This window comes from Microbacterium sp. SORGH_AS_0421 (genome assembly GCF_030818635.1).
Taxonomy (GTDB): domain Bacteria; phylum Actinomycetota; class Actinomycetes; order Actinomycetales; family Microbacteriaceae; genus Microbacterium.
Genome location: NZ_JAUTAO010000001.1, coordinates 2,141,935 through 2,164,019 on the forward strand (window position 1 = coordinate 2,141,935; position 22,085 = coordinate 2,164,019).

General features: G+C 71.0%; 17 protein-coding genes. 10 read left to right on the forward strand and 7 right to left on the reverse strand.

Annotation, left to right across the window (positions count from 1 at the left end):
* Positions 1 to 43: 43 nt before the first annotated feature.
* Positions 44 to 1,762: a glycerol-3-phosphate dehydrogenase/oxidase gene (locus QE416_RS10225; RefSeq protein ID WP_307315861.1), complete on the reverse strand. Its 1,719-nt coding sequence runs from the start codon at positions 1,760 to 1,762 to the stop codon at positions 44 to 46.
* A gap of 112 nt (positions 1,763 to 1,874) precedes the next feature.
* Here QE416_RS10225 and QE416_RS10230 point away from each other — a divergent pair, with 112 nt between their 5' ends.
* Positions 1,875 to 2,840 carry a sugar-binding transcriptional regulator gene (locus tag QE416_RS10230; RefSeq protein ID WP_210071953.1) on the forward strand — a complete coding sequence of 322 codons (966 nt, stop codon included), beginning with the start codon at positions 1,875 to 1,877 and terminating at the stop codon, positions 2,838 to 2,840.
* Between the two features lie 19 nt (positions 2,841 to 2,859).
* Here the strand turns inward: QE416_RS10230 and dhaM are convergent, their stop codons facing one another.
* The 4 genes from dhaM to QE416_RS10250 form a co-directional block, all read right to left on the reverse strand.
* Positions 2,860 to 3,579, reverse strand: coding sequence for a dihydroxyacetone kinase phosphoryl donor subunit DhaM (dhaM, locus tag QE416_RS10235; protein WP_307315866.1), 720 nt, complete (start codon positions 3,577 to 3,579; stop codon positions 2,860 to 2,862).
* Between the two features lie 8 nt (positions 3,580 to 3,587).
* A complete protein-coding gene (dhaL, locus tag QE416_RS10240) occupies positions 3,588 to 4,223 on the reverse strand; it encodes a dihydroxyacetone kinase subunit DhaL (RefSeq protein WP_307315869.1) in 636 nt (211 codons plus the stop codon).
* Positions 4,220 to 5,215, reverse strand: a complete 996-nt coding sequence (dhaK, locus tag QE416_RS10245; protein ID WP_210071950.1) for a dihydroxyacetone kinase subunit DhaK — start codon at positions 5,213 to 5,215, stop codon at positions 4,220 to 4,222. The genes dhaL and dhaK overlap by 4 nt, the downstream gene beginning before the upstream one ends.
* Before the next feature lie 102 nt (positions 5,216 to 5,317).
* Positions 5,318 to 6,019, reverse strand: coding sequence for a 1-acyl-sn-glycerol-3-phosphate acyltransferase (locus QE416_RS10250; RefSeq protein WP_267789383.1), 702 nt, complete (start codon positions 6,017 to 6,019; stop codon positions 5,318 to 5,320).
* 191 nt (positions 6,020 to 6,210) lie between these two features.
* Here QE416_RS10250 and QE416_RS10255 point away from each other — a divergent pair, with 191 nt between their 5' ends.
* Together QE416_RS10255 and dxr are read left to right on the forward strand one after the other, a co-directional pair.
* The gene (locus QE416_RS10255) at positions 6,211 to 7,203 is read left to right on the forward strand and encodes an FKBP-type peptidyl-prolyl cis-trans isomerase (RefSeq protein ID WP_307315872.1); all 993 of its coding nucleotides are present in this window, start codon (positions 6,211 to 6,213) and stop codon (positions 7,201 to 7,203) included.
* Positions 7,204 to 7,216: 13 nt separating this feature from the next.
* Positions 7,217 to 8,299: a 1-deoxy-D-xylulose-5-phosphate reductoisomerase gene (dxr, locus tag QE416_RS10260; protein ID WP_307315873.1), complete on the forward strand. Its 1,083-nt coding sequence runs from the start codon at positions 7,217 to 7,219 to the stop codon at positions 8,297 to 8,299.
* A 241-nt stretch (positions 8,300 to 8,540) separates the two neighbouring features.
* Here the strand turns inward: dxr and QE416_RS10265 are convergent, their stop codons facing one another.
* A complete protein-coding gene (locus QE416_RS10265; RefSeq protein WP_307315876.1) occupies positions 8,541 to 10,205 on the reverse strand; it encodes a Mur ligase family protein in 1,665 nt (554 codons plus the stop codon).
* 87 nt (positions 10,206 to 10,292) lie between these two features.
* Between QE416_RS10265 and QE416_RS10270 the strand changes: the two genes are divergently transcribed.
* Complete coding sequence (locus tag QE416_RS10270) at positions 10,293 to 11,609, forward strand: RIP metalloprotease (protein WP_307315879.1); 1,317 nt, start codon at positions 10,293 to 10,295, stop codon at positions 11,607 to 11,609.
* A gap of 70 nt (positions 11,610 to 11,679) precedes the next feature.
* Here the strand turns inward: QE416_RS10270 and QE416_RS10275 are convergent, their stop codons facing one another.
* On the reverse strand, positions 11,680 to 13,659 hold the full coding sequence (locus QE416_RS10275; protein ID WP_307315882.1) for a chorismate-binding protein: 1,980 nt from the start codon (positions 13,657 to 13,659) through the stop codon (positions 11,680 to 11,682).
* A gap of 242 nt (positions 13,660 to 13,901) precedes the next feature.
* Here QE416_RS10275 and ispG point away from each other — a divergent pair, with 242 nt between their 5' ends.
* The 6 genes from ispG to QE416_RS10305 all read left to right on the forward strand — a co-directional run bounded on the left by ispG (position 13,902) and on the right by QE416_RS10305 (position 22,078).
* On the forward strand, positions 13,902 to 15,032 hold the full coding sequence (gene ispG, locus QE416_RS10280; RefSeq protein WP_056228466.1) for a flavodoxin-dependent (E)-4-hydroxy-3-methylbut-2-enyl-diphosphate synthase: 1,131 nt from the start codon (positions 13,902 to 13,904) through the stop codon (positions 15,030 to 15,032).
* 215 nt (positions 15,033 to 15,247) lie between these two features.
* Positions 15,248 to 17,005 carry a phosphatase PAP2 family protein gene (locus QE416_RS10285; protein WP_307315884.1) on the forward strand — a complete coding sequence of 586 codons (1,758 nt, stop codon included), beginning with the start codon at positions 15,248 to 15,250 and terminating at the stop codon, positions 17,003 to 17,005.
* Positions 17,002 to 17,931 carry a L,D-transpeptidase gene (locus tag QE416_RS10290; protein ID WP_307315888.1) on the forward strand — a complete coding sequence of 310 codons (930 nt, stop codon included), beginning with the start codon at positions 17,002 to 17,004 and terminating at the stop codon, positions 17,929 to 17,931. The genes QE416_RS10285 and QE416_RS10290 overlap by 4 nt, the downstream gene beginning before the upstream one ends.
* 100 nt (positions 17,932 to 18,031) lie before the next feature.
* Positions 18,032 to 19,216 carry a benzoate/H(+) symporter BenE family transporter gene (locus QE416_RS10295; RefSeq protein WP_307315893.1) on the forward strand — a complete coding sequence of 395 codons (1,185 nt, stop codon included), beginning with the start codon at positions 18,032 to 18,034 and terminating at the stop codon, positions 19,214 to 19,216.
* Between the two features lie 164 nt (positions 19,217 to 19,380).
* A complete protein-coding gene (locus QE416_RS10300; protein WP_307315895.1) occupies positions 19,381 to 21,177 on the forward strand; it encodes a proline--tRNA ligase in 1,797 nt (598 codons plus the stop codon).
* Between the two features lie 79 nt (positions 21,178 to 21,256).
* Positions 21,257 to 22,078, forward strand: a complete 822-nt coding sequence (locus QE416_RS10305) for an aldo/keto reductase (RefSeq protein ID WP_307315897.1) — start codon at positions 21,257 to 21,259, stop codon at positions 22,076 to 22,078.
* The last annotated feature ends 7 nt before the right edge of the window (positions 22,079 to 22,085 follow it).

Sequence of the window (22,085 nt, forward strand, 5' to 3'; positions counted from 1 at the left end):
CTCACGTGCGGGCGTGCAACAGGTGGCACGCCCGCACGTTCTCTCAGATTCGGGCCACCCCGGCCTGTGCCAGGTCGACACGGTGGGCGGAGCGCAGAATCTCCGTCGTTCGAGCCACTTCTTCCTCGACACGGGTCGCGTCCCAACCGAGGGGCTCGGCGACCGCCTCGGCGACCTCCTGCAGCGTGCGCTCGCTCATGCCGCCGACGAAGGCCAGGTGCGTGCGGCGCAGCAGCACGTCGATCAGGTGCACGACCTGCTCGTTCTTCGCGATGAAGGCGAGCTCCTCGCGGTAGTACCCGGCAGCGTCGGGAACGGGCGTGGGCTCGGCGGGGAGGGCGGCCAGGACGGCGTCGGCACGGGTGCCGTAGCGCTCGAGCATGGCCTCGACGAGCGCGGCCGAGTGCGCATTCGTGCGTGCGGCGATCCAGCGACGACGCTGCTCGGGGGTGGTGGGGAAGCCCGCGCCGCCGCCGATCGGCAGGCCCTGGGTGCTGACGCGGTGCGGACGACGCAACTTCTGCAGCGTCTTCATGCTGAGGTGCTCGGCGAGAGCGCGGAAGGTGGTCCACTTTCCCCCGACCAGGCTCATGGCCGGAACGCCCGCGATCTCGTCCTCGACGATCCGGTAATCGCGCGAGACGAAGCCGGGAGCGGTGTCGTCGTGGCGGGGGAGCGGGCGGATGCCCGAGAACGTGTAGACGATCTGCGAACGGTCCACGCCGATGCTCGGGAACACGTGACCGATGAGGTCGAAGAAGTACTCGATCTCGTCGTCGGTGCACACGACGGGCTTCGCGGGGTCGGCGTCGATGTCGGTGGTGCCGACGAGAACGCGGTCCTTGAGGGGGTAGATCAGCACGATGCGGCCGTCGGAGTGCTCGAAGAAGATCTCACGGCCACCGGTTGCGGCGAGCAGCTCGGGGTTGTCGAGGACGATGTGCGAGCCCTTGGTCCCGCCCATGAACGTCGTGTCGAGACCCATGGCGGAGTTCGCGAGGTCGGTCCAGGGGCCGGCCGTGTTGAGGATCACCTTCGCCTTGACGCTGAATTCCTCGCCCGAGACCTCGTCGCGCACGCGGACCCCGTTCGCGTCCGCGCCCACGGCCGAAACGTAGTTGACGGCCTGAGTGCGGCCGGCGCCCGCCTCGATGCCGTCGCGCAGGACGTCGAGGGCGATGCGCTCGGGGTCGTGCATCGACGCGTCGAAGTACGTGGCCGTGTAGGCGAGGTCGGGGTTGAGCTTCGGCAGCTCCGTCAGCGACTTCTTCTTGCCGAGGAACTTGTGGCGCGGAACCGAGCCGCCGTCGCGCGAGAAGGTGTCGTACATGATCAGGCCGACCTTGATCAGCAGGGCGCCGCGCTCGTTGGGCTTGCCGCGACCGTGCGTCACGAGGAGACGGAAGGGCGCCGACAGGATGCCGGAGAACGTCTTGTAGATCGGGATCGTCGTCTCGAGCGGCTTGACGTAGTGGGGGGCCGTCTTGAGCAGGTCGTTGCGCTCGGTCACCGCTTCTTTCACGAGACGGAACTCGCCGTTCTCGAGGTAGCGGATGCCGCCGTGGACCATGTGGCTGGAGGCTGAGGAGGCGCCGGAGACGAAGTCGCCCCGCTCGACGAGCGCGACGCTGACGCCCTGGAGGGCGAGGTCGCGGAGAGTGGCGAGGCCGTTGATGCCCCCACCGATGATGAGGACGTCGAGGTCTTCGGCGTTGCGGAGCGCCTGGACGTCGGCGCGGAGCGGAGTTGCGGGGGACGACATGTCGACTGCGACCTTTCGTTGTTGGTACGACGATCACAATGCGCCTGTCTGCACGTTGTTGCAAGCCCCTTGAACAAACGTGCAGAATAGTGTTCATGAAGGTATTCCGACGGTGGTGACGCAAGCAGAGGAGCGCTCCCGCGACGCCCTGCGCGCGGCGCAGCTCTACTACATGCAGGACCTCACGATGGATGCCATCGCGCACGAGATGCGGGTCTCGCGTTCGTCCGTGTCGCGCCTGTTGCAGCATGCCCGCGACGTGGGTCTGGTCACCATCTCCATCAGCCCGCCCGACGACGCCCGGGGTCAGATGGCTCAGCGGATCGCGGACCGCTTCGGCATCACGGCGCACGTCGTGCCCACCCCCGCGCGCACCTCGGAGGCCGAGCGTCTCGAGCGCACGGCGCTGACCGCGGCGCGCATCCTCGCCGAGCGCGTCGAATCGTCGATGACGGTGGGCGTCGCCTGGGGTTCCACTCTTTCCGCCGTCGCGCGTCACGTCCCGCAGAAAGACGTGCACGATACCCACATCGTCCAGATGAATGGCGCGGCGAACGTCCGCACCTCCGGCATCCCCTACGCGGGGGAGATCCTGTCCAAGCTCGGCGCCGCGTGGTCGTCGTCGGTGCACCAATTCCCGGTGCCCGCGCTGTTCGACGACCCGCACACGAAGCAGGCGATGTGGCGGGAGCGGTCGGTGCGTTCCGTGCTGGAGATCCAGCAGCGCGTCGGGTTGTTCGTCTTCGGCCTCGGCTCGCCCCATGCCGACGTGCCCTCGCACGTGTACAGCGGCGACTACTTCGACGAGCGCGACCGCGCGGTCATCGAGCGCGAGGGCGTGGTCGGCGACTGCGCGACCGTTTTCTACCGCGCGGACGGCTCGAGTGACATCCCCGAGCTCAACGCCCGCTCCAGCGGCCCCGATCTCGACACGGTCCGGCGCATCCCCCGTCGTTTCTGCGTCGTGTCGAGCCTGTCCAAGCTCGACGGACTGCGTGGAGCGCTCGCTGCGGACCTCGTGACCGAACTGGTCGTCGAGGAGTCGCTCGCGCGGCGTCTGCTGAGCGTCACGCGCTGACGCAGGTCGCGCCGAGCGCTCACCGCTCGCCGAACCCGTCGTCGACGAGCGCCCGGAGTTCCGTCAGCGCCGCCTCGGCCTCGGGGCCCGACGCGCGCACCCGCACGCGTGATCCCTGACGGATCCCCAGCGCCATCAGCGCGAGCAGGCTCCGCCCCGATACTTCGTCGGCACCGGTCTCGAGGTCGGCGATGCGCACGTCGGCATCGTGCCGCGAAGCGGCCTTGACGAAGGCGGCGGCCGGTCGTGCGTGCAGCCCGGAGGGGTTGGTGACGACGGCTTCGAACGAGAGCGCCTCTCCGGGCGGGGCGACTCCCGTATCCCCGACACCGGATGCCGCCCCCTCGGCGTCGGCGCCCAGCTGCCGTGCCTTCGCGGCGGCGGCGGTGGCGCACTCGCGGGCCACGGTCTCGAGGTCGCCCCCACCCGCGGCGGTCACCACGGCGGCGACGAGTCCCTCCACGAAGGGGGCGGGACTCAAACGGACGCGCTCGGGTGCAGCGACGAACTCCAGAGCCGTCTCGGCGCTGAGGATCGCAGAGCCGAGGTCCATCAGCACGAGGACCCCGTCTCCGGAGTCGGCCTCGTCGATGGCCGCGGCGATGGCCACGGCATCCGTTCCGAGATCGTCGTCGGGACCGCCTGCGGCGACGCGAACCGTCGGCGGTGTCTCGCCTCCCATCTGCAGGGCGAGGTGCACGGCGGCCTCGGCGAGAGCGCGGGAGTGCGAGACGGCCACGAGACCGATCACTCGGCGGCCGCCAGGGTGTCGCTCAGCGCCTGCAGGAGCAGGGTCGCGGACGTCGCGCCGGGGTCGAGGTGCCCCGCGCTTCGTTCGCCGAGATAGCTCGCGCGACCCTTGCGGGCGACGAGCGGCTCAGTGGCGTCGCGCCCCCGGGCCGCGGCCTCGGCGGCGGCCCGGGCGGCCGTGGCGGGGCCCTCGTGGGCTGCGGTATCCCAGGCGTCGACGGCGGGCGAGAGGGCGTCAATCATGGTCTTGTCGCCGAGCTCGGCCTTCCCGCGGGCGACGACCCCGTCGACGCCGGCGCGCAGGGCGGCGCCCAGGGCATCGGCATCGATCTGTCCCCCTGCGGCGAGGGCGGGGCCCATGCGGAGGAAGAACGTGCCGTAGAGCGGGCCGCTGGCACCGCCGACCGTCGAGACGAGGGTCATGCCGACGGTCTTGAACAGATCGGCCGGATTCGCCGGGACGGGGTCGAGCTTGGCGACCACCGCGTCGAGACCTCGCGCCATGTTCGAGCCGTGATCGGCGTCGCCGATCTCGGAGTCGAGGCGGGTGAGTTCGTCTTTCTGCTGCTGCACGGCCTCGTGGAACGCGCGGATCCATGCCACCAGATCGTCGGTCGAGACGGAGCCGCTCATGCGCCCCACCGCAGACCGGGGGTCACGACGGGGGCGTCCCACAGGCGGAGCATCTCTTCGTCGGCCTTGACGACGGTCAACGACGCCCCGGCCATGTCGAGGCTCGTGATGTAGTCGCCGATCAGCACGCGCTGGATGTCGACGCCGGCCGCGGCGAGCAGCGGTGCGACCTCGCCGTAGAGCAGATACTGCTCGATCAGCGGGGTGCCGCCGAGGCCCGACAGCAGCACGATCGCCGGCCCGACGGGCTCGCCGAAGTCGTGGACGATCGGATCGACCATGAGCTTCGCGATCTCTCGAGCGGATGCCAGCTTCACGCGCGAACGGCCGGGTTCGCCGTGGATGCCGACGCCGACCTCCATCTCGTCGTCGGGGAGCTCGAAGGTGGGTCGGCCCGCCGCGGGGACGGTGCAGCTCGTCAGGGCAACGCCCATCGAGCGGCCGGCGGACGAGACGCGGCGGGCGAGATCGGCGACGGAGGCGAGGTCGGCTCCCTCCTCCGCGAGGGCGCCGACGACCTTCTCGAGGATCACGGTGGTGCCGGTGCCGCGGCGGCCCGCGGTCCAGGTGGAGTCGGTGACGGCGACGTCGTCGGCGACCACGACGGACTCGACCTGCACGCCCGAGGCCTCGGCGAGTTCCGCCGCCATCTCGAAGTTCAGCACGTCGCCGGTGTAGTTCTTCACGATGTGCAGCACGCCCGCACCCGAATCGACCGCCTGCGTCGCGGCGAGCACCTGGTCGGGGGTGGGGGAGGTGAACACCTCGCCGGCCGCCGCGGCGTCGAGCATGCCGAGACCGACGAAACCGCCGTGCAGGGGCTCGTGCCCGGATCCGCCGCCCGACACGAGCGCCACTTTGCCCGCGCGTGTCGGCTCCGCCCGCAGAATGACGCGATTCTCGGCATCCACTCGGACGTTCGGATGAGCTGCTCGGATGCCGCGGAGGGCCTCCGCCAACACGTCGGCGGGGTCGTTGACGAACTTCTTCACGGTGCCTCCTCGTTGTGGCGACGACGGTTCGGGCCGTCGGTTTCGACCCTGCTCGCGGGGGGCCGTCACGTCAAGGAGGAAAAGCCGGTGAGAGACCGCGTCTCAGAGGCGCTCGTGCGGCAGTACCTGCCTGATGCGCTCGATCGGGTTCTGCGCGGGTGCCTCGTTGTAGGCGTTCGCGAGCTCCTGCTCGCTCAGAGCGTGGATCGCGGCCATGATCTCGTCGGTGGCACCGCGACGCGCGCGGCCCGAGGAGGCGGCACCGTGCGGGGAGAGGTCGAGGGGCGTGCCGAAACGCACCGTGATGCGCTCCTTGGTCGTCGGGATCTTCGCACCGACGGGCATGACCTTGTCGGTGCCGATAAGACCGACCGGGACGACCGGGGCGCCGGTCTGCAGGGCGAGGAAGGCGACCCCGGTGCGGCCCTTGTAGAGGCGGCCGTCGAGGGAGCGCGTGCCCTCGGGGTAGAGAGCGACGGCCCGGCCGTCGTCGAGAAGCGCTCGCTGCTGGTCGAGGGCGTCGAGGGCCTTCTGGCCGGCGCCGCGCTCGACGGGTATCGCACCGATCGCGGTGAAGAACTGGCGCGACGCCCATTTCTCGAAGTACGCGGACTTCGCCATGAAGTGCACGGGGCGCGGAGCGGCGACCGGGATGGCGATCGAGTCGATGAACGACAGATGATTGCTCGCGAAGATCACGGGACCGGTCCGGGGGACGTTCTCTCGCCCCTCGATGCGCGGTCGATAGACGGCGCGCGCCAGGGGAGCGATCAGCAGGCGTCCGAGGCGGTAGGTCGCGCCCATCTGTTCCGGCACGGTCGCGGGGGTCTCGGCGGGCAGGTCGGAACTCACTCGACGAGGTTACTCGCCGCCGCATGCCCGGGCGTGCATGGTGCGCGCGCGTACGCGCGAACGCGCGCGCACCGGCCTCTCAGCCGCGGCAAAGCCGGATGCGCCAAGATGAGGGTTCTCTGTCTTTCCTCGAGAGGTCACCCGTGCGCTTCCGCCCGATCGCTTCCCTGTCCGTCGCTGCCGTCGCTGCCCTGTTGCTGGCCGGGTGCTCCGGTTCGCCCGACGAGACGTCGACGCCCGACGCGAGCGGGTCGGCGGACGCGGGGCAGTGCCAGAGCGCGCTCGCCGACGCGCCCGCTCCCGACGGTCTCGTCGTCTCGGGCGATTTCCAGAGCAAGGTCACCGTGACTCTGCCCGACGGGTACAACCCCACCGCCCTGCAGCGCACGACCCTCGTCGAGGGCACGGGCCAGCAGGTCAAGGCGGGCGATGTCCTCAAGGCCAACTTCACGCTGATCGACACCGCCTCGGGCGCCGTTCAGCTCCAGACCCTCGACACCGAGCCGAGCGGCATGGACACGCTCGTCTCTTCGCAGCAGATCTTCGGGGCCGCTCTCGAGTGCGCGCCGATCGGGTCGCGCACCGTCTCGTCGTTCCCCGCCGGCACGCTCGGTGAGGGCTCACCCGCCTTCGTCATGGTCGCCGACGCCATCTCGGAGCTGCCGACCCGCGCCGAGGGCACCGAGGTCGCCCCCGTCGACGGCATGCCGGCGGTGGCTTTCGACGACAACGGCGCCCCCACGACCACGACCGACGCCGACGGCAAGCAGATGCTGCCCAAGCCCACCGCTCCGGCTCCCACCGACGTGCGCATCGAGAACCTGCGCCAGGGAGCGGGCGAAACGGTCAACGCCGGTGACCAGGTCATCGTGCAGTACACCGGCGCCCTCTACGACAGCGGGCAGGTCTTCGACTCGAGCTGGCAGCGCGGCACTCCGGCGCAGTTCCAGACCGACCAGGTCGTCGACGGCTTCCGGCAGGCCCTCGAGGGGCAGACCGTCGGCTCGCAGGTCGTCGTCGTCATCCCGCCCGCCGCGGGCTACGGCGACAAGGCGCAGGGCGACATCCCGGCCAACTCGACCCTGTTCTTCGTCGTCGACATCCTGGGCGTGCAGCACGCCAACATGGCGGGCTAACTAGGCTGAGGGCATGCGCCGCGTCCTCATCCTCGGTTCCACCGGTTCGATCGGCACGCAGGCGCTCGACGTCATCGCCGACAACGCCGATCGCTTCGAGGTCGTCGGTCTCGCCGCCGGCACCGACCGTGCCGGCGTCGAGGCGCAGGCCCTGGCCTTCGGCGTCGAGCACACCGCCCTCGGTGCCGTCGAGGCCGAGCAGCTCGTGCGCGACGTCGAGGCCGACGTGGTGCTCAACGGCATCACCGGGTCGGTCGGACTCGGTCCCACCATCGCCGCCCTCGAGGCGGGGCGCACCCTCGCCCTCGCCAACAAAGAGTCGTTGATCGTCGGCGGCGAGCTCGTCACCGCGCTCGCCGCCGAGGGGCAGATCGTCCCGGTGGACTCCGAGCACTCCGCGATCGCCCAGGCGCTGCGCTCCGGTCACGACGGTGAAGTGCGCCGGCTCGTGCTCACGGCATCCGGAGGCCCCTTCCGCGGACGCTCGCGCGACGAGCTGCAGAACGTCACCCCCGCGGAAGCCCTCGCTCACCCCACGTGGGACATGGGCCGTGTGGTCACGACGAACTCCGCCACTCTCGTCAACAAGGGCCTCGAGGTGATCGAGGCGCACCTGCTCTTCGACGTGCCGTACGACCGGATCGCGGTGACCGTGCACCCGCAGTCGATCGTGCACTCGATGGTCGAGTTCGTCGACGGCTCGACCATCGCGCAGGCGTCGCCGCCCGACATGAGTCTGCCGATCTCGCTCGGCCTCGACTGGCCGCATCGCATCGCCGGCGTGGGCGTTCCGCTCGATTGGACGCGCGCCTCGCAGTGGACCTTCGAGCCGCTCGACGAGAAGGCGTTCGGATCGGTGGCCCTGGCCAAGAAGGTCGGACGCGCGGGCGCCACCTATCCCGCCGTGTTCAACGCGGCCAACGAGCAGGCCGTCGACGCGTTCCACGAGGGTCGGCTGAGCTTCCTCGAGATCGTCGAGCTGATCGAGCGCGTGGTGGACCGCCACGAGCCGCCGACGAAGCTCACGCGCGAGTCGCTCGCCGAAGCCGAGGCCTGGGCACGGCGCACCGCCGACGAGATCATCGCGGCGCGCTGAACCCGGCGCGCTGAACCCGGCGCGCTGAACCCGGAGCGGCGGCTGCTACCGGGGCGGGCGCTGCGCCGCGGTCGGCCTGAGGATCGCGCTGAGCGTCGAGGTCGCGGGGTCATGCGCCTCAGACGGCGGGCGCTGACCGCACGACTCCCGCACGACCTTGCCGCGCCTGCGGCTCACGGCTGCGCGAGACCGGATCGATGCAGCGCTGGAGCGCGATGACTCGCACGCGCTCGCCCGGGCGTCAGGCGGGGAAGTCGACCGGGCGCTCGGGGTCCGACGACGGAGTGCTGTCGGCCGGGTACGGCACGGGCCACTGCGGGTCGGGCACGGGCCAGCCGGCTGCGCGCAGCGCACGACGCGACAGCTCGCGCGCCGAGTACGGGGTGCGCACGCCGCGGATGTCCCGGTAGTCCTGGTGACCGGGACCGGCCCACAGGATCGCGTCGCCGTCGTCGACCAGCTTCACGGCCTCGAGGATCGCGCGCTCGGGCGGGGTGAATTCGAGGATCTCGGCGTCGGGCCGAGCGCGTCGCGCCCCCTCGACGAGCACCTCGCGGATGGTGTCCGGGTTCTCGTGACGGGGGTGGTGGTCGGTGACGACGAGGATGTCACTGCCTTCGACGGCCGTGCGGCCCATGTCGTGACGTTTGGTGGCGTCGCGGTCGCCGTCGGCGCCGAACACCATGACGACCTTGCCGGGGGTCACCCTCCGGACCGCGGCGAGGGTCTTCTCGAACGCGTCGGGGGAGTGGCCGAAGTCCACGTAGACCGCGGGACCCTCGGTGCCCGAGACGAGCTGGGTACGACCGGGCAGCGAAGCCTCGATGTGCGAGCCGTCGAGGGTGCTGTAGAGGTGCTCCCAGGTGTATCCGGTCTCGAGCAGCATGACGATGGCGAGGCCCGCGTTGGCGGCCATATGCCGACCGATGACGGGAACGACGGTGGTGAGGGAACGGCCCTTGCCGTCGCTGAGGGTGAACTCGGTGCCTTCCTGGCGCTCGTCGACGATCTCGACGGTCCAGTCGGCGGATGCCGCAGCGGCCGCGTTCTCGCTGATCGCCGGGGTGGCGATGGTGACGACGGGGATCTCGGCGCGCGCGGCGATCTCGGCGCCGGACGCCGAGTCGAGGCAGACGACGCCGCGACGCGCGCGGTCGGGGCGGAACAGGGGGAGCTTCGCCTCGAAGTACTCGCGCATGTCGGCGTAGTCGTCGAGGTGGTCGTGGGTGAGGTTCGTGAAGCCCGCGACATCGAAGACGAGACCGTCGACCCGGTGGCGGGTGAGAGCCTGCGCGCTCACCTCGACCGCGACCGCCTGCACGCCGCGCTCGCGCATGAGGGCGAGGAGGGCATGGAACTCGGAGGCTTCCGGAGTGGTCAGGCGCGAGACGATGACCTCGCCCGCGATGTGCCGCTCGGCGGTCGAGGACAAGCCGGTGACGACGCCGAGCTGACCGAGGATCCCCTCGAGCAGGTGCGAGACGCTCGTCTTTCCGTTGGTGCCCGTGGTCGCCAGCAACTGGGGGAGCGCGTCGTCGGGCCCGGTTCCGTAGACCCACGCCGACAGATCGCCGAGGAGCGCGCGGGGGTCGTCGACGACCACGATCGGAAGACCCGCCGGGCCGGCGATCTCCGCCCCCGCGTCGTCGGTGATGACCGCGACGGCGCCACGCTCGGCGGCGATGGGGGCGAACTCCGCCCCGTGCCGGTTCACCCCGCGGATGGCGACGAAAGCCTCGCCGGCGCGGAGATCGGCGGTGGCCAGCGTGATGCCGGTGAGGGTGGTGCCGTCGATGTCGCCCACGGTGCGGACGCCGTAGCGTCGGGCGAGTTCGGCGAGGTCGCGGCGCGGCGGGTTCTCCGGGCGGAGGACGGGCGGCAGGTTCGAGGGGGCGGCGGAGGACATCGGATCCATTGTCTCATCCGGCGTCGCACAGACACCGCATCGAGGCTGCACGGGCGGTTCAAAGGCGCGCGGCGGTATCGTCGGCGGGTGACTGCGATCGCGTTCCTCATCGGCGTCATCGTGCTCGTGCTCGGCCTGGCCGTCTCGATCGCGCTGCACGAGGTCGGGCATCTCCTGCCCGCCAAGCTCTTCGGCGTGCGCGTCGGCCAGTACATGATCGGTTTCGGACCGACCCTCTGGTCGAAGCGGATCGGCGAGACGGAGTACGGCCTGAAGGTGCTGCCGCTCGGCGGCTTCATCTCGATGGCCGGCATGTACCCGCCCGCACCCGAGGACGCCAAGCCCGGAACCAAGCGCTCGCGCTTCTTCGCGACGATGGTCCAGGACGCCCGCGACGCGAACGCCGAGACCCTGATCGCCGCCGACGATCGGGTCTTCTACAAACTGCCCGTCTACAAGCGCATCATCGTCATGCTCGGCGGCCCGATCATGAACCTCGTGCTCGCGGTGGTGCTCTTCACGATCGCGCTGAGCGGCATCGGCATCCAGCAGGGCACCACCACCGTCGCCTCGGTCTCGCAGTGCGTCATCCCCGCGAGCGAGGGGCGCACCGACTGCACCCCCAGCGATCCCGTCGCTCCGGCGGCCGCCGCCGGCATCCAACCCGGTGACGAGTTCGTCTCGATCGACGGCACCCCCGTCTCGACCTTCGCCGAGGCCGCCGCGATCATTCAGCGCTCACCCGGTAAGCAGCTCTCGGTCGTCATCGACCGCGACGGCACGCAGCGCACCGTGGAGTTCACGCCCGCGACGACCGACCGTGCGGTCACCGACGCGAACGGTCGTCCCGTGGTCGACGCCGCGGGCGCCACCGAGTATCAGACCGTCGGATTCGCGGGCATCAGCCCGCAGAGCGCCCTGGTTCGCCAACCGATCGGGACGAGCCTTGCGGCGACGGGGCAGTACATCGGCTCGGTCGCGCAGATCGTGTCGCAGTTCCCCGTGCGCATCTACGACGTGGCCGTCGACACCCTCAGCGGCCAGCCGCGCGACGCGAACAGCCCCATGAGCGTGGTCGGCGCCGGCCGTCTCGCCGGCGACATCGCCGCGGTCGACGCGCCGATCCTCGACCGCGTGCAGACGATGATCACGCTGCTGGGCGGCCTGAACATCGCCCTGTTCGTCTTCAACCTCATCCCGCTTCTCCCGCTCGACGGCGGTCACGTCGTCGTGGCACTGTGGGACGGCATCAAGCGACAGATCGCGCGTCTGCGCGGCAAGGTCGCTCGTCCCGTGGATGCCACGAAGCTCGTTCCGGTGACCTTCGTCGTCGTGATCCTGCTCGTGGCGACGGGCGGGGTGCTGTTCCTCGCCGACATCTTCAACCCGGTGCAGCTGCTCTAGCCGCGCCCGGGGGGCGACAGGCTCACACCCTCCCCGTGGGAAGGGCGTGAGCCCGCCGAGAGGCCGCGGGTCAGAGCGCGTGCGCGATCAGGCGTTCGAGGGTCCGCATGCCGTCGCGCGACAGGATCGACTCGAGGTGCCCCTGCACGCTCGCGAACGCGGGGCCGCGGAGGGCGTAGACGTCGCCGGTCTCGGGGTCGGCCGCGACCTCGGCCGGGATCTCGATGCGACCCTCCGGGACGGGGAGGGGAGCCCCCGTCGACTCCCCGCGCACGGTGATCGACTCGACAACGATCCCGCGCTCGGTCGTGCCCGGCGCCACGCGCGCCGTGAACGTGTTGTAGAACCCGATCGAGGCGTCCTCGCCGAAGACGTCGACGCTCTTCTGCAGGCCTTGGTGCGGCTGCGCGAGAGGGGCGAGATCGATGCCGAGCTGGTCGGCGAGGATCTGGTGGCTCAGGCAGACCGCGAGAAGCGGAGCGTGGCGGAAGAGGCGGCGGGAGACGACGTGGCGCATCGCGGACATGCGCGGGCTGTCGTCGCGCGGGTCACCGGGGCCGGGGCCCGAGATCACGAGGTCGGCGGCATCGACCTCGTCGTCCGACGCCTGCGACCAGTGCACGATGCGGGTGCCGAGTCCTAGGTGCCGCAGCTGGTGCGCGAGCATCGTCGTGAAGCGGTCCTCGGCATCCACCACGAGCGCCGTGCGGCCCGCGAAAGGGCCCGATCCGTCGGGGTCCTGCGGGTTCATCCAGAAGGGCGCCAGGCGATCGTTGCGCGATGCCAGCAGTTCGGCGATCGCGGGATCCTCGGCGAGCGGTCGTTGCGGGGCGGCGGGGGCATCGGCATCCGCCCCCTCGGGAGCGACGGGCACGCTTCGAGGGACCGCGCCGATCGCGCCGAGCACACCGGCGGCCTTGCCGTGGGTCTCGCCCACCTCGCCGTCGGGATCGGAGTGGCGCACGAGCGTGGCCCCGACCGGAACGCGCAGGCGCCCGTCGACCAGATAGGCCGTGCGGATGAGGATCGGCGCGTCGAGGTCGTGCGTGGGCCCCTCGGTCGAGCCGTTCGGGGTGAAGAGGGCCGCGACGCCGGAGTAATAGCCGCGCGGAACGGTCTCGTGCCGGGCGATCACGGTGCAGGCGTTCTGCATGGGGGAGCCGGTGACCGTGGGGGCGAACATCGTCTCGCGGAGGATGTCGCGCGGGTCGAGATCGCTCGAGCCGCGCAGCATGTACTCGGTGTGCGTGAGGCGCGACATCTCTTTGAGGTGCGGGCCGGTGATGCGGCCACCGTCGCTGCAGACGGCGCTCATCATCTTGAGCTCCTCGTCGACGACCATGAAGAGCTCCTCGGTCTCTTTGGTCGAGCGCAGGAACTCGGCGAGCGTCTCGGACGTCGCCCCGCCCGCCGGGTGGCGGAAGGTGCCCGAGATGGGGTTCATCGTGACGATGCCGTCCTTGGCGCTCACGTGCGCCTCGGGGCTCGCTCCCACCGCGATGTGATCGGCCGTGACGACGGCGAAGGTCCAGTACGCGCCCTTCTCGTGCTCGAGAAGAGCCCGGAACCACGTGAGCGCGGCGATGCGCGGGTCGACGTCGACGCCGGCGACGAAGTCGCGACGGATCACGAAGTTCGCACCCTCGCCGCGACCGATCTCGTCCGCGATGACGCGGCGCACGATGGCGGCGTAGTCCTCGTCGGTGATGTCGAAGCCGGCGTCGGCAAGGGGCACGGGCGAGGAGGGGAGGGATGCCAGGGCCTCCGCCCGCGGCACGGAGACACGGTCGTCGATCACCAGGCAGCGCAGCGGTGCCCCGTCGTCGTGGCAGACGAAGCCGCGCTCGCGCACCTGGCGGTAGGGAACGAGGGCGAGCACCTCGCGGGCGCGGCCCTCGGCATCCGTCAGGGGGATGTCGGCGAGGAGGTCCACGTCGACCACGTCTCCCGTGAGGACCTCGACGGTCGCCCCGTCACGGGCGATGAGGGCGAAAGGGGCGGAGCCTGCGGCGAGGTCCGTGAAAGGGGAGGAGGGGTCGAGCCCGGTCATCGAGAAGTCTTTCCGTCTGTGCTGAACGAGGTCCGATGCGGCCGCCGAAAACACGAAGACCGCCCGGATTCCCCAGGGGGAGGGCGGTCTGTTGCATGCGTGCGCACCGCCTAAACGGTGTGCCACCAGGATGTGTGAGCGCGCATGGCGCCGAACCTACCACAGCAGCCTTTCGGCGCCGGTTCAGGCACCGTGCGGTGCGGGCGGCGTAGGCTGATCGCGTGCCTGCTGTGAACCTCGGAATGCCCCGCGTGCCGGAGACCCTCGCGCCCCGTCGCAAGACCCGCCAGATCCGCGTGGGCAAGGTCCTCGTGGGCGGCGACGCCCCGGTGAGCGTCCAGTCGATGACCACGACGCCCACGACCAACATCAACGCCACCCTGCAGCAGATCGCCGAGCTGACGGCGTCCGGCTGCGAGATCGTGCGCGTGGCCGTGCCGTCGCAAGACGACGCCGACGTGCTCCACATCATCGCGAAGAAGAGCCAGATCCCGGTCATCGCCGACATCCACTTCCAGCCGAAGTACGTGTTCCAGGCGATCGACGCCGGCTGCGGCGCGGTGCGCGTGAACCCGGGCAACATCCGCAAGTTCGACGACCAGGTCGGCGCGATCGCCAAGGCCGCCAAGGATGCGGGCGTCTCGCTGCGCATCGGCGTCAACGCGGGTTCGCTCGACCGCCGCCTGCTCGAGAAGTACGGCAAGGCCACCCCCGAGGCGCTCGTCGAGAGCGCCGTGTGGGAAGCCTCGCTGTTCGAGGAGCACGACTTCCACGACTTCAAGATCTCGGTCAAGCACAATGACCCGATCGTCATGGTCAAGGCGTACCGCCTGCTTGCCGAACGGGGCGACTGGCCCCTGCACCTCGGCGTCACGGAGGCCGGCCCCGCGTTCCAGGGCACGATCAAGAGCGCCACGGCGTTCGGCATCCTGCTGTCGGAGGGCATCGGCGACACCATCCGCGTCTCGCTGTCGGCGCCCCCCGCCGAAGAGGTCAAGGTCGGCCATCAGATCCTGCAGTCGCTGAACCTGCGCGAGCGCAAGCTCGAGATCGTCTCGTGCCCCTCGTGCGGCCGTGCGCAGGTCGACGTCTACACCCTCGCCGACGACGTCACCGAGGGCCTCAAGGACATGACCGTGCCGCTGCGCGTCGCCGTCATGGGCTGCGTCGTCAACGGACCCGGCGAAGCGCGCGACGCCGACCTGGGTGTGGCATCCGGCAACGGCAAGGGCCAGATCTTCGTCAAGGGCGAGGTCGTCAAGACCGTTCCCGAGAGCGAGATCGTCGCGACGCTCATCGCCGAGGCCAACCGCCTCGCCGCCGAGATGGGCCCCGACGCCGCCACCGGCACCGCGCAGGTCATCACGGCCTGAGCCTCGCGCGTCGTCGCTGGCCCACCGGGCTCTCATCGCCTCCCCACAGCATTCGTTCACGTGGGTGACACCGGCCGTTCGACATCTCGGCGGCGGGCGAACCACCGATGCTCACGGAGCGGGCCTACCGTCTGATCCGGTCGCGGCGACGCGTCGCGGCCGATCCCATCGGACGGTCGGAGAGGAGACGCCGCGCACCCCGCGGCGCATCACGCATGGAATCACGCACCCACAGGCTCCGCACGGCGTGGCGCATCGCCATCGCCGGCGCGCTCGTCGTCGCCGGCACCGCGGCGCCGCTCTCGGCGAACGCGGCGAGCTACCCCAGCGACAGCGCCAAGCCCGATCTCGTCGCGCTGCTCAGCGGCTACCGCGACTTCTGGACGCCCAGCGGTCAGGGCGACTTCAGCGGCACGGTGGTGAACCCGACGGTGCTGGCCTACAACGACCGGCTGACGGTGTGGATCAACAACAATGCCACCGCCGCGCAGCAGTTCCGCGCTCTGCAGGACTCCGAGTACAACAACAACGCCAAGACCGCCTACGACCAGTCCTTCACCGTCTCGGGAGGTCTCGGCTCGTCGCTCGGCGCGATCTACGTCAACGGTCTCAACTCGGGCGCCCTGCCGCTGACGCAGGCCCTCATCCACAGCTCGAACGGATCGTCGGGCGCCTACGTGTCGACGAGCACGGCGAAGAACACGTTCAGCTACGCGCGCCCCTTCGTCATGACCGATCCGAACGCGACGGCCGTCTCGGGCGACAACGCCTCCTGCGCGCCCAGCGTGAACAACGCCTCGTCGCTGAAGGCCATGCGCCAGGGAACGGCATGGGCCGACGCGAACGGCAACCTGCTCATCAGCCGTGTCGCACCGGTCACCGACACCACGCACCAGTTCTCGCCCAACGATGTGCCCCTCGACGCCGCGTACGGTCGGCCGGGCATCTGCAAGGGTGGCTCGTTCCCGTCCGGTCACACGACCACCGCCTATCAGGCCGGTATCACCCTCGCGACCCTCGTGCCCGAACTGGGGCCCGAGGTGCTCGCGCGGGCGTCCGAGAACGGCAACAACCGCATCGTGCTCGGTGTGCATTACCCGCTCGACATCGTCGGCGGCCGCATCGACGGCGAGGCCGCTCTCGCCGCCCGCTGGTCGGACGACGCCTACCGCACCGGCGTGCTGCAGCCCGCCCGTCAAGAGCTGATGACGTACCTGCAGCAGCAGTGCGGAAGCACCCTCGCCGCGTGCATCGCCGCCGAGACGCCCTACCAGAACGACCCCTACGGCGGGAAGGCCATGCCCGGCGGAACGGCGCAGAAGGTCACCGACCGCGCCTCGGCCGTGTCGGTGTACACCGAACGCCTCACCTACGGCTTCGCTCGCACGGGCACCGCTGGTCAGCCGGCGGCCGTGCCGGCGGGCGCGTCGAACCTGCTGCTGACCGCGTTCCCGCAGCTGACCGACGCGCAGCGCACGTCGATCCTCGCGCAGACCCAGATCGACTCGGGCTACCCGCTCGATCAGACGTCCGGCGGCAACGGCTCGTGGCAGCGTCTCAACCTCGCCGCGGCGATGTCGGCCAAGGTGCAGGTCAACGCCGACGCCACCGTCACGGTGCTCGGCGTCGGCGGCGCGGCCCAGGTGCTCCCCGCCCCGAGCGGCTCGACGAGCACGACGCGCGCGCTGACCGCTCCGAACGGCACGACCGTCGCCGCCGGTGGCCAGCTGCAGATCGCGGGCTCGGGTTTCGCCGCCGGTCAGCCGCTCACGGTGCAGCTGCACAGCGACCCGGTGACGATCGCGACCATCGCCGCCGATGCGAACGGCGCCTTCGCCACGACCGTCACGATCCCCGCCTCGACCCCGGCCGGTGCGCACACGATCACGCTCCTGGATGCCACGGGCGCCGTCGTTGCGGGACCGCTCGCGGTCGCGGTCACCGGCGTGCGCCTGCCCCTGGTGAGCGGATGACGACGAGCCCCGCTCGTCGGCGCCTGGCGCTCGTCACGATCACCGCGACGGCGGCTGCGGCCGTCGTCGCGGTGATCGCCGCGTGGGCGCTGGCTCCCGCCGCCCCCTCGGCCCCGGCAGCCGATCCCACGCCCTCGTCCTCCCCGACGCCCGCGACCGCCGCGTCGCCTCGCCCGGTGCCCGCGGTCGACGCCGGCGCACTGTCGGCGTTGCCGGAGGCGCGCTACGACGCGGTGATCGGCGGGCTCCTCGTCGCCGACACGGCCGTGCCCGCGCACGCCGACGTGTACTCGACGGCATCCGACCTGCCCCTCTTCGGCGATGCCGACGGCACGGGACGCGCGGGCGGCAGCGGCGGTCCCATCGCGCGTCTGGCCGCGCGCGACTTCTTAGGAGAGGCCACTCCCGTGGTCGTGGTCCGCATCGAGGGGTCGTGGGCGCTCGTGCTGACGCCCGCCCGCCGCACGCTCCCGTCGGCTGCGCCGGCGGGTCAGCCCGCGGCGGCGCAGACCGCGGCCTGGGCCCCGCTGGCGTCGTTGGCGAAGACGACCGGCCCGACGTCTCGCGTCGAGGTGTCGGTGGCGCAGCGGTCCGTGTCGATCGTCGCCCTCGACGGCACCGTGCAGGCGACGTTCCCCGCCGCCGTCGGTGCCGACGGCACGCCCACGCCGACCGGCGTGGTCGGGTACCTCGAGGCGCGCTACGTCGACCCGTCGCAAGGGACCGGCGACCAGCCGATCCACCTGACCTCGCTGCACTCGGCCGCCGCCGACGAGCCCTTCGGCGGTCACGACGGGGGACTCATCGGCATCCACTACGCGGACGAGCGCGACGGGGCGATCTCGCACGGCTGCGTGCGGATCGGTGCCGACACGGTCGCGGCGCTCGCCGCACTTCCTCTCGGCACGCTCGTCGTGCTGCGCTGACGCCCACCGCGCCCGCGGGGTGACCGCCCCGGGAGCGCCGTAGGCCCCGGGGGCACCCGGTCGCGGCGGGCCTCTGCGCATCCGGTAGCCTCGGGGGCCTATGGTCGACACCTCGCCGCCCTCGCTCGCCCGACCGCTCGTCGCCGGGGTCGTCACCGCCCTCGTCGGATTCACCAGCACCTTCGCCGTCGTGCTCACGGGCCTGCGTGCCGTGGGGGCGACTCCCGCCCAGGCGGCCAGCGGCCTGCTCGCGATCACGCTCGTCATCGGCATCGGCTGCATCGTGCTCGCGGGGCGTTACCGCATACCGATCACCGTCGCCTGGTCGACCCCCGGCGCCGCCCTGTTGGCGTCCACCGGCGCCATCGACGGCGGGTGGCCGGCGGTGATCGGCGGCTTCCTCGTCTCCGCCGCGCTGATCCTCTGCACGGCGCTGTTCCCCCCGCTCGGCGCGCTCATCGCGCGGATCCCGGCCTCGATCGCGCAGGCGATGCTCGCCGGTGTCCTGCTGCCGCTGTGCGTGGCGCCGTTCGCCGGCCTCGTGAACGACCCGTGGGGTGTGGCTCCCGTGCTGTTGGTGTGGCTCGTGGCATCCCGATTCCTTCCCCGCTGGTCCGTACCGCTCGCCTTCGTCGCCGCGATCGCGGTGGTCGGGGTGGAGCTGGCCCGTACGGGAGTGGACGCGGATGCCGCGACCCTGCTGCCGCGCCTGGAGTTCACGGCCCCCTCTCTCACGGTCGGTGCGGTCGTGGGCATCGCGGTGCCGCTGTTCGTGGTGACGATGGCGTCGCAGAACGTGCCCGGGGTCGCCGTCATGCGCAGCCTCGGCTACACGATCCCGTGGCGCCCCGCGATGCTCGTCACCGGGCTCGGCTCGGCCGCCGCGGCCGGGTTCGGCGGGCACGCGATGAACCTCGGCGCGATCAGCGCGGCGATCGCCGCGGGACCCGATGCGCACCCCGACCCGAAGAAGCGGTGGGTCGCGGGGGTGTCGGCCGGGGGCACCTATCTCGTCCTCGGCGCCCTGTCCGCGGCGTTCGCCGCGATCGTGCTGCTGGCCCCGGCGGGCGTCATCCCGGCGGTCGCGGGCGTGGCGCTGTTCGGCGCCTTCGGGTCGGCGATCCAGCAGGCGATCGACGACCCCGGTGAGCGAGTGCCCGCGGTGGTCACGTTCCTCGTCGCGGCGTCCGGGATCGCGGTGTTCGGTGTGAGCGCCGCGTTCTGGGCCTTGGTCGCGGGTCTCGTCGTACGCGCGGTGCTGCACGTAGGGCGCCGGTCGATCTGACTCCCGGGCCCGGATCTGCGCGCCATCGGCTCGCTCGAGACGACGTGACCGAGGCGCAGCTGATCGATCCGAGGGTGGCCTCCGCCTCGCCGCGACCGCAATGGCGATGGCGAGGGCACCCCGGCATCCGCCCCTCCCACCACCGCGCCCTAGACTCGACTCTCGTGGTCACCCGTCTGTCGAACTATTTCCTCCGCACGCTTCGCGAAGATCCCTCGGATGCCGAGGTCACGAGCCACCGCCTGCTCGTGCGCGCCGGCTACATCCGTCGCAACGCCCCGGGCGTCTTCGCGTGGCTGCCGCTCGGCCTGAGGGTCAAGGCCAAGATCGAGGCGATCGTCCGCGAGGAGATGGCGAACGCGGGTGCCTTCGAGGTGCACTTCCCGGCGCTGCTGCCGCGTGAGCCCTACGAGGTCACCGGCCGCTGGGAGGAGTACGGCGACGCGCTGTTCCGCCTGCAGGACCGCAAGGGTGCCGATTATCTGCTCGCGCCGACGCACGAGGAGATGTTCACCCTGCTGGTGAAGGATCTGTACTCGTCGTACAAGGACCTGCCCCTGACGATCTACCAGATCCAGGACAAGTACCGCGACGAGGCTCGTCCCCGTGCCGGTCTCCTGCGCGGTCGCGAGTTCACGATGAAGGACGCGTACTCATTCGACGCGACGGATGCCGGGCTCGACGCCTCGTACCAGGCTCAGCGCGACGCGTACGAGCGCATCTTCACCCGCCTGGGGCTCGAGTACGTTATCGTGGCGGCCGATGCGGGGGCGATGGGCGGCTCGAAGTCGGAGGAGTTCCTCCACCCGACGCCGATCGGCGAGGACACCTTCGTGCGCTCGGCCGGCGGTTACGCGGCCAACGTCGAGGCGTTCACCACCGTCGTCCCCGATGCCCTCCCCATCGAGGGTCAGCCCGAGCCGGTCGTCTTCGACTCGCCGGACACCCCGACGATCGCGACCCTCGTCGACCACTCGAACGCGCACCTCGACGCCCCGGCTCCCGGGATCGCCGGTCCCGCCACGGCAGAGGCGAACCAGTGGACCGCGGCGCACACGCTGAAGAACGTCGTGCTCGCCCTCACGCACCTCGACGGCACGCGCGAGCTCGTCGTCGTCGGCCTCCCGGGGGACCGCGACGTCGACGACAAGCGCGTCGAGGTCGCCTTCGCTCCGGCCGAGGTCGAGGCGGCCACCGAGGCGGACTTCGCGAAGAACCCGCTGCTGGTGAAGGGCTACATCGGCCCCTGGTCGCCCACCGGCGCGGTGCTGGGTGAGGAGTCGGCGACGAAGATCCGCTACTACCTCGACCCCCGCGTCGTCGACGGCACGGCGTGGATCACCGGCGCCAACATCGACCAGAAGCACGTGCACTCGCTCGTCGCCGGCCGCGATTTCGTCGGCGACGGCTTCGTCGAGGTCTCGACCGTGCGAGAGGGCGACCCCGCCCCCGACGGCTCCGGCCCCGTGGAGCTCGCTCGCGGCATGGAGATCGGCCACGTCTTCCAGCTGGGTCGCAAGTATGCCGAGGCCCTGGGCCTGAAGGTGCTGGATGAGAACGGCAAGCTCGCCACCGTCACCATGGGCTCGTACGGCATCGGGGTGACCCGCATCCTCGCGATCATCGCCGAGCTCAACAACGACGCCAAGGGCCTCATCTGGCCGTCGTCGGTCGCCCCGTTCGACGTGCACGTGGTGGCCACCGGCCGCGACGCGGTGGCGTTCGAGCTCGCGGCATCCGTCTCCGACCAGCTCGAGGCCGCGGGCCTCGACGTGCTGTACGACGACCGCCCCAAGGTGTCGCCCGGCGTGAAGTTCGGCGACGCCGAGCTCGTCGGCATCCCGCGCATCCTCATCGTCGGTCGCGGCGCGGCCGAGGGCCAGGTCGAGCTCTGGGACCGCCGCACGGGCGAGCGTGAGACGGTGTCGGTCGACGACGCCGTGGCCGCGCTGACGCGCTGACCCCTCCTCCCCGGCGCCTCCCCGGTTTTCGGAGGGCACGCCGACCGTACGCGACGCCGGGATCGGTAGCGTGGATGCCATGATCTCGGCTCCCCGTCTGTCCCTGTCCGACGGTTCCACCATTCCCCAGCTGGGTGTCGGAACCTATAAGGTGCCCGCCGACGCGACCGCCGGTCTCGTCGAAGGCGCCCTCGCCATGGGCTACCGCCACATCGACACCGCGGCGCTCTACGGCAACGAGGCCGAGGTGGGCGAGGGACTGCGCGCCTCGGGCCTGAATCGCGACGACGTCTTCGTCACCACCAAGGTCTGGAACGACGACCAGGGTTTCGACGAGACGCTCCGCGCCTTCGACACCAGTGCGGCCAAGCTCGGCGTCGACCGTGTCGACCTGTACCTCATCCACTGGCCCATTCCCAGCGCCGATCGCTACGTCGACACGTGGCGGGCTCTGCAGCGCCTGCAGGAGGAGGGGCGCGCCACCTCGATCGGCGTCAGCAACTTCTCCGTGCCGCACCTCGAGCGTCTGCGCGAGGAGACGGGCGTCCTCCCCGCCGTGAACCAGGTCGAGCTGCACCCGCGCTTCCCGCAGGACGAGCTCGTCGACTGGCACGCCGCGCACGAGATCGTCACCGAATCGTGGGCACCGCTTGCACGCGGCGGCCTGCTCGACGAGCCCGAGCTCGCGCGCATCGCCGAGCGCTACGGCAAGACTCCGGCCCAGGTGGTCGTGCGCTGGCACCTCGATCGCGGCCTCGTCGTGTTCCCCAAGTCGGTGTCGCTCGACCGCATCCGCGAGAACGGCGACGTCTTCGACTTCGTGCTCGACGCCGACGACCACGAGGCCATCGCGACCCTCGACACGGGGGAGCGGACCGGTCGCAATCCCGATCTCGACTGAGTCGTCG